Below are 6,067 nucleotides of genomic sequence, written 5' to 3'. Positions count from 1 at the left end.
GTAATACTGAACTACGGCGCGCCCTTGAAAAGGGGGGTTCCGCCCCTCCCGGTCGGCAACCCCCTGAAAGCGGGGCCGGCTCCTCAGCCTTCGCCCGGCGGTGTACCGCAGCTCGGGCCGCCCGGGCCGTCGAACTGCACCGAGCTGAAGAAGTTCTGGTAGGTGGGGAAGAAGTTCCCCTTGCCGGTCGGGCCCGAGGAGGTGACGGCCGTGCAGCCGCTGTAGTGCGCATCGGACCAGAGGTAGATGGTCGAGGCCGTCCGGTTCCAGTCCGATTTCGCCCGGTCATTCATGCCGAGCGCCGCGAGATCAGGCGTATTGCCCCGCAGCTTGATCATGTCGCCGGTGCCGTCGAGCCCCGAGAACATGCAGTAGTAACCGTCAGGGCACCGGTCGTACCCGTCGGCCGCGTGGGCCGTGGAGACCGGCAGCACGGTGGCAGCCGCGGCTGCCACCAGCAGAAGAAGGGCACGCCTTGTGTTCCTCATCTGCTCGACGGTAGCGGGAACCAGCCGTGCGGGGGAGGCTCTGTGAGGCTGGCACGTCTGTTCTGGGCGAAGGGGAGTGCCGGTCCTCATGCGCGCTGTGTGTTCTCCTCCCGGCCCTCTGTCATACGGGAGTTGACGGGGGTACCTTCCGCCCCATGGGGATACGTGCACGGACCACCCGCATGACGTACAGAACACTCGGCTGCGCCACCGCCGTACTCGCCCTGACCCTCGCCCTGGCCCTCGGCCGGACACCCGTCCACGCCGCCCACGCCCCGCCGCGCACCGGCTTCGAACTCAGCAACGGAGCCCACTGGACCACTCAGGACGAGGAACAGCAGTTCCTGGCCGCCCTCGACCGGTCGAGCCATCGCGTCACCGTCAGCCGCATCGGCACCACCCGCCAGGGCCGACCGCTCCCACTGGTCCGCATCGGCCCCGCCCACCGCACCACCACCGCCACCATCCTTCTCGCCTGTAGCCAGCACGGTGACGAACCTGCCGGCAGGGAAGCCTGCCTCATCCGCATCCGCGACCTCACCCACACCACGGACCCGGCCACGCTGCGCTTCCTCAAGCGCACCACCGTCCTGGTCGTCCCCACCGCCAACCCCGACGGCTGCGCCGCCCACACCCGCACCAACGCCGACGGTACCGACATCAACCGCGACCACATCGCCCTCACCTCCGCCGAGAGCCGCGCCCTGGCCGCCGTCATCCGGGACCACCGGCCGCACATCGTCTACGACCTGCACGAGTACCGCGCCACCCCGCCCTATTACGCCAAAGACCTCTTGGACCTCTGGCCACGCAACCTCAACACCGACCCCCGCATCCACCGCGAGGCACAAACCCTCTCGGCGGACTACGTACGCCCCTCGGCCCACGACGCCGGGCACACCACCGGCACCTACGGCATCTGGACCGACCCCGCCACCGGCGACCCCGTCAAGCAGGTCGCCGGCGACGGACAGGAACGCATCCTGCGCAACACCGCCGGCGTCAAGCACGCCATCGGCCTGCTCATCGAAAGCCGCTCCACCCCGCTGACGGACGCCGAGAAGACGGACCAGGCCCTCAACCACCGGCGCCGGGTGCGCTCCCATCTCGTCGCACTGGACGGGATGTTCGCCTTCGCGGACGAACGACGCTGGCGCCTCACAGCGGCCACGGCCGCCGCCCGCGTCACGGCCCTCGCCGACCGGGGGCCGGTCCACCTCGGCGGCGCCGACAACGCACCCGCACCCCCCGGCCGAACCCTGCCCGACCCGCCCTGCGCCTACCGCCTCACCGCCGAGCAGTACGCGAACATCCGGGACGAACTCGCCCTGCACGGCATCAAAACCACCCCGTCACCCGCAGGCGGCGCCCTGGTCCGGCTGCGCCAGCCGCTGCGGTCCCTGGTCCCCCTCCTGCTGGACGCCAGGGCGACGGACGAACTCACCGCGGCCGAGCCCGTCGACCACTGCGGCCGGTGAGGTGCGGTGAGGTGCGGTGAGGTGAGGTCGGAGGGTGACCGGTGTCAGGAGCTCGTGAGGATGACCAGCCGCTGGGTCGCGCGGGTCATCGCGACATAGCGGTCGACAGCTCCCGCGATACCCGTCCCGAACGTCTCCGGGTCGACGAGAACCACCAGATCGAATTCGAGCCCCTTCGAGAGCTCCGGCGTCAGCGACCGGACGCGGGACGTCGCCCGGAACGAGGGATCGCCGATGACGCAGGCGACCCCGTCGGCATGCTCGGCCAGCCAGCCGCCGAGGACCGCGTCCAGATCCGCGACGGACCCGTGGGCGACGGGGACACCGCTGCTGCGCACGGAGGACGGCACATTGGCGTCCGGGAGCGCGGCGCGGATGACCACCTCGGCTTCCGACATGACCTCTTCCGGCGTGCGGTAGTTGATGCTCAGGGAGGCCACGTTGATGCGGTCGAGCCCGACCCGCTCGAGCCGCTCCTGCCACGACTCCGTGAATCCGTGCCTGGCCTGGGCGCGGTCACCGACGATGGTGAAGCTCCGGGACGGGCAGCGGAGCAGCAGCATCTGCCACTCGGCGTCGGTCAGCTCCTGGGCCTCGTCCACGATGATGTGGGCGAAGGGGCCCGCGAGCAGGTCCGGCTCGGTGCCGGGCAGCGCGTTCTCGTCGATCAGGGTGTCCTGCAGGTCCCGTCCGCGCAGCATCCCCACCGCGCCCTCGCTTTCGTCGATCACGACGTTCTGCAGCAGGCTGTCGATGGCGTCGGCCCTGCGCGCCCGTTCGGCGGCGACGGAGGCTTCGTGCCGGCGCTTGCGTACGGACGCCTCGGGGTCGCCGAGCCGCTGCCGGGCCGCGTCCAGGAGCGGCAGGTCGGACACCGTCCACGCCTGGGCGTCCTCGCGCTGCAATGTGCGGACGTCGTCGGGGCTGAGCCAGGGAGCGCACTTGCGCAGATAGGCGGGTACCGACCACAGGTCCCCGACGAGGTCACTCGCTTCGATCATCGGCCACGCGCGGTCGAGGGTCCTCATCAGCTCCCGGTCCTGCAGCAGCGACCTGCGGAGCAGCTCGGGCGAGACGTCGCTGTCGTCCTTGTCCATCAGGATCGTCAGCAGTTCCTCCCGGATCTGCTCGCGCGCCTCGTTGTGCGGCGTACCCGGCTCCACCGCTTGGAACGCCGCCGCCCAGTCGTCGGCGCTCAGCCAGATGTCGGACCAGTGGGTCGAAACCGTCATTCCCTCGGTGGGCGGCTCCTCGTAGATGCCGACGGCCGGTTCTATCGCCTTGACCATGTCCGCGGACGCCTTCAGGCGGGCCACGCCCGGGTCGGCCTCGATCGCCGCTCCCGCTCCCTCGGTGACGAGGTCGCGCACGGTGCAGGTCTGCACGCCCTCCTCGCCGAGGCTGGGCAGGACGTCGGCGACGTAGGACAGGTAGGGCCGGCTCGGCCCGACGAACAGCACGCCGCCCCGGCGGTGGCCCAGGCGGGGGTCGGAGTAGAGGAGGTGCGCGGCGCGGTGCAGGGCGACGACGGTCTTGCCCGTGCCCGGGCCGCCGTCGACGACGAGGGCGCCGCGGGATCCCGCCCGGATGACGGCGTCCTGGTCGGCCTGGATGGTGGCGAGCACGTCGCGCATCCGGGCGGACCGGTTGCCGCCCAGACTGGCGATGAACGCTGACTGGTCGTCGAGCGCGGCGTGTCCTTCGAGCCCGTCGGCGGTGAACACCTCGTCCCAGTAGTCGCTGATCCGGCCGTTGGTCCAGCGGTACCTGCGGCGGCTCGCCAGACCCATCGGGTCGGCGTGGGTCGCCGCGAAGAACGGCTCGGCCGCGGGGGAGCGCCAGTCGAGCAGCAGCCGGCGCCCCTCGCTGTCGGTGAGGCCGAGGCGTCCGATGTACACGGGCTCGGAGTGGTCCGCGGGGACGATGTGTCCCAGGCACAGGTCCAGGCCGAAGCGGCGCAAGGTGCGCAGGCGGCCGGTCAGGCGGTGGATCTCCGCGTCGCGGTCCATCGCCTCCCGGCCGACGCCGCCGGGAGCCTTGCGCTCGGCCTCCAGGCGGTCGGAGAGTTCGGTGATCGTCTGTTCGAGGGTCGCCGTGATGGCCGCGAAGTGCTGCTCGTCGCCGCTGATCAGCGCCGGGTCGGCCTTGGGGGAGAGGTGGTCGGGAAGGTCGAACGCACGGGTGGTCAGGATGTTCATGTCTTCAGCTCCGGTCCGAATCCGCTGTGGCGACTGCTGGGGGTGCGCACCGGCGCAGTCCGGTGTCGAGTGCCCGCGACCGTGGCGCGCGTCCTGCCATCGGCTCGATGTCACCGCACCACTCGCAACCGACAAAAACACACACAATTCGCGAATCTCCCATTTCTGAAGGTTCTGACCTCGGTCCGCGATTGTGCCCCACGACCGGGGCCTTGCCGCAAGCCCCCCAGTGCGCTATAAGTTAAGAGTGGAAAGGAGTGGGTGCTCCTCCTTTGCCTCCCTCTCGACGCCGCGCCGTGTGCGCGCCTCTCGTCATAATGCGCTTCTCGTCAGGCACGCGCGTCTCGTATCGCGCACTTCTCCTGCGGCTGTCCCTCAGCGAAACCCGCCCCGCCGTTCGTAGGGCGAGGCGCATCCGCGCCTACGCGCGCAAAGCCTTCCGGAGGACCTCGCTGAACTCGGCGGGGTGTGTGGTCAGGCCGGTGTGCCCGCCGGGGAAGTGCAGGAGGTCCGCGCCGAAGCGTTCGGCCAGCAGAGCGGCCGGGCGGTAGGGCAGTTCACCGCGTGATTCCTGGCCGCAGGCGAGAACGAGCCGGTCCGACAGCGCCTCCAGGCGATGGATGTCCGGGGCGTAGGACATGAAGCCGGGCACGATGCGCCCCACGAAGTACGGCAGGTCGGCCATCGTCCGTTCGGCCCGCGCCGCTGCCTGCGGCGGGAGTTCGGTCGCGGCCTTCGGCGCGGTGGTGTCACCGTCCTTCTTCAGCCCCGCGGCGAACACCGCCATCGCCGGCATCGGCCCCTGGGTGCGGAACGCCTCCTGCACGCGCGCGAGGAGCGCGCGGTGTTCGGAGGCGTCCGGCAGGACCTCCACTACCGGCGGCTCGTGCGCCACGACGCGTTCGACGCGTTCCGGGTGAGTGGTGAGCAGGTGCAGGGCGGCGATCGCGCCCGAGCTGGCGCCGAACACCCGGGCGGGCTCGGCGGGCGAGAGCAGTTCCAGTATGCGGAACGCGTCGTCGGCGTGCTCGGCCACTCGCTGTTCGGCCTCCGGGTCGTCCAGCGGGCTGCGGGACATGCCGCGCGGGTCGTAGGTCGCGACGGTGTACTCGGCGGCCAGGTCGTCGGCGATGCCGTCGAAGGAGGCCGCGCCGCCCGTCCCGCCGGGGATCAGCAGCAGGAGCGGGCCCCGGCCGCGCACTTCGCAGTGCAGGGTCGCGCCGTTGACGCGCAGGCTGCTGACGGTCGGTTCGGTCATGAGGAATCTCCTTCTCGGGACGGGGGCCAGTGCTCCAGGAGCGTGTGCAGGGCGTCGAGAGCGCGGACCCAGGACTGCTGCGGCGAGCGTCCGTGCGTGAAGCCGCCCGCTGCCTCCAGCGCGACGAACCCGTGGAACGTGCTGCGCAGCAACCGCACCGCGTCCGTCAGGTCGGGCTCGGCCAGGCCGTAGCCGCGCAGCATGCCGTAGGTCAGCTCGACCGCGCGCCGCGGCCCGGGCGCTTCCGCGGCCAGTTCGGGATCGATCCGGATCGGCGCCTGCGTCGCCGCGTAGCGGCCCGGATGCCGGTGGGCGTACTCCCGCCAGGCGTTCGCGTACGCGACCAGCGCGTCCTTGCCCGCCCGCCCGGCGGTCTCCTCCGCGATACGGAGGGTCTTCTCGTCCGCCGCCAGCAGCGCGATCCGGCCGCGCAGATCCGCCAGACCGCGGACGTGCGTGTAGAGGCTCGCGTCCTTCACGCCGAGCCGCCGCGCGACCTGCGACATGGACACGTGGTCAAACCCGGCCTCGTCCGCCAGCTCCGCGCCGGTGAGCGTCACCCGTTCCGCCGTCAGCCCTGCTCGCACCATGTGCCCTCCACTTGATCCTAGGGGCTCTAGTTTTAACCTAAGCACCTTAGGTAGG

General features: G+C 70.9%; 5 protein-coding genes. 1 reads left to right on the top strand and 4 read right to left on the bottom strand.

The genetic code is table 11. The features are described 5' to 3' along the window. Positions 1-83: 83 nt before the first annotated feature. Complete coding sequence (locus ABZ951_RS03210) at positions 84-488, bottom strand: peptidase inhibitor family I36 protein (RefSeq protein WP_344089606.1); 405 nt, start codon at positions 486-488, stop codon at positions 84-86. Positions 489-670: 182 nt separating this feature from the next. On the opposite strand from ABZ951_RS03210, the gene ABZ951_RS03205 reads away from it, so the two are divergent. Continuing rightward, positions 671-1,966 (top strand): M14 family metallocarboxypeptidase, encoded by a 1,296-nt coding sequence (locus tag ABZ951_RS03205; protein WP_344089607.1) that lies wholly within the window; start codon positions 671-673, stop codon positions 1,964-1,966. A gap of 44 nt (positions 1,967-2,010) precedes the next feature. Here the strand turns inward: ABZ951_RS03205 and helR are convergent, their stop codons facing one another. From helR to ABZ951_RS03190, 3 genes are all read right to left on the bottom strand, one after another. After that, positions 2,011-4,164, bottom strand: a complete 2,154-nt coding sequence (gene helR, locus ABZ951_RS03200) for an RNA polymerase recycling motor ATPase HelR (protein WP_344089608.1) — start codon at positions 4,162-4,164, stop codon at positions 2,011-2,013. Positions 4,165-4,585: 421 nt separating this feature from the next. Beyond that, positions 4,586-5,422, bottom strand: a complete 837-nt coding sequence (locus tag ABZ951_RS03195; RefSeq protein ID WP_344089609.1) for an alpha/beta hydrolase — start codon at positions 5,420-5,422, stop codon at positions 4,586-4,588. Continuing rightward, the gene (locus tag ABZ951_RS03190) at positions 5,419-6,012 is read right to left on the bottom strand and encodes a TetR-like C-terminal domain-containing protein (protein WP_344089610.1); all 594 of its coding nucleotides are present in this window, start codon (positions 6,010-6,012) and stop codon (positions 5,419-5,421) included. The genes ABZ951_RS03195 and ABZ951_RS03190 overlap by 4 nt, the downstream gene beginning before the upstream one ends. Between the last annotated feature and the right edge of the window lie 55 nt (positions 6,013-6,067).

Source organism: Streptomyces sp. NPDC046215, from assembly GCF_040646215.1.
GTDB lineage: Bacteria > Actinomycetota > Actinomycetes > Streptomycetales > Streptomycetaceae > Streptomyces > Streptomyces stramineus.
The sequence above is the reverse complement of the archived record's forward strand: the minus strand, read 5'-3'. Positions and strand labels throughout refer to the sequence as shown.

Coding starts and splice junctions, on each gene's coding strand:
- ABZ951_RS03190 (WP_344089610.1), bottom strand. CDS start 6,012: ATGGTGCGAGCAGGGCTGACGGCGGAACGGGTGACGCTCACCGGCGCG.
- ABZ951_RS03205 (WP_344089607.1), top strand. CDS start 671: ATGACGTACAGAACACTCGGCTGCGCCACCGCCGTACTCGCCCTGACC.
- ABZ951_RS03210 (WP_344089606.1), bottom strand. CDS start 488: ATGAGGAACACAAGGCGTGCCCTTCTTCTGCTGGTGGCAGCCGCGGCT.
- ABZ951_RS03195 (WP_344089609.1), bottom strand. CDS start 5,422: ATGACCGAACCGACCGTCAGCAGCCTGCGCGTCAACGGCGCGACCCTG.
- helR (WP_344089608.1), bottom strand. CDS start 4,164: ATGAACATCCTGACCACCCGTGCGTTCGACCTTCCCGACCACCTCTCC.